Annotated in this window: 1 protein-coding gene and 1 pseudogene; both read left to right on the forward strand. The window is 33.8% G+C overall.

The genetic code is table 11. From position 1 onward, the window contains the following. Window positions 1-82 precede the first annotated feature (82 nt). Window positions 83-373: a transposase gene (locus tag AC6CHV_RS26285; protein WP_165918306.1), complete on the forward strand. Its 291-nt coding sequence runs from the start codon at window positions 83-85 to the stop codon at window positions 371-373. Further along, window positions 367-1257: pseudogene (locus AC6CHV_RS26290) on the forward strand (IS3 family transposase); the annotation flags it as partial. The gene AC6CHV_RS26285 and the pseudogene AC6CHV_RS26290, both read left to right, overlap by 7 nt. Between the last annotated feature and the right edge of the window lie 135 nt (window positions 1258-1392).

Genomic DNA, 1392 nt, shown 5'->3' on the forward strand with positions numbered 1-1392 from the left:
TGAGGTTAGTCTTAATAGTGGACAACGTAAAATGAGATTTTATTATATAATACAATCATCATTTATAAGGACGTGTCCAGGTATGGGAAAACATTATGATCAAGAATTCAGAGATTATGTTTCAAAATTAGTTATTGAAGAAGGTAGAAAAGCAGCTGATGTTGCACGTGAATTAGAAATCTCATCCAAATCCATTAGTCGGTGGGTTTCAGCGTATCGACAAAAAAACTGTGGAGAAACGAGTGAGAAGTATTTAACGCCCAATGAGGTTGAAAAATTAAAAAAACAACATGAAAAAGAACTAGAAAAACTAAGAGAGGAAAACGAGATCTTAAAAAAGGCCATGCACATCTTCACCAAAAACCAAGCGTAGTTTATAGTTTTATACTTGACCACTCTGAAGAGTATGCTATTTCGAAGATGTGCAGTTTATTTAATGTATCGAAGAGTGGATATTATAAGTGGCTTAAAAAATCTAGAGTTCTATCGGAAAAAGAGGATTATCGTTTAGAACTTCAACAAAAAATAAGTAAATCATTTCATGAGAGTTTTGGAACTTACGGCAGTCCAAGAGTACATTCTGATTTAGATGAATGGGGTTATTCGGTTTCGGAAAAGACTGTAGCTAGAATCATGAATGAAATGGGTTTAAAAGCGAATCAAAAAGCGAAATTCGTGGTCACCACAGATTCAAACCATAATTTAAACACATATCCTAATCTGCTTAATCGACAATTTAACGTAGAAGAACCTAATAAAGTTTGGGTTTCTGATATTACGTATATTTGGACGGTAGAAGGCTGGGTGTATTTGTCCTCCATTATGGACTTATGTTCAAGAAAAATTGTGGGTTGGAACCTGGGGTCAGATATGAAAAAAGAGTTAACTATTCAAGCATTAAATATGGCCATTGTTTTAAGGCAGCCTGGCGAAGGTTTAATTCATCACTCGGATCGCGGTTCTCAGTATTGTGCCCAAGATTATATCGATATTATGGTTGAAAATAATATGGAAATCAGTATGAGTAGAAAAGGTGATCCATACGATAATGCTTGTATCGAGTCATTTCATTCCACAATCAAGAAAGACTTAATTTATAGAAGGCGATTCAAAACAAGAGAAGAGGCAATAAAAGCGGTCAATTATTATATTAATAATTTCTATAATGAAAAAAGAAAGCATTCAACTTTAGGATATACTTCTCCAAATGAATATGAGAGAAATCTTCAACCAACAAATGATGTATTTATCTCATAAATTAGACTTTTGGTATTAGAAATGAGCAGTCATGTTTTCGACTGGTCATTTCTAATACCGTACCAAACGAAGTGCGGTAGCGTTGAGTTATAAAAAGTCTCAAATTTTATTGTCCACTTTCTTGACAGAAGACCA

The organism is Ferdinandcohnia sp. GQ5, assembly GCF_059759275.1.

Bases quoted from the DNA above. Each gene is read 5' to 3' on its own strand.
- AC6CHV_RS26285 (WP_165918306.1), top strand. From the start codon at position 83: ATGGGAAAACATTATGATCAAGAATTCAGAGATTATGTTTCAAAATTA.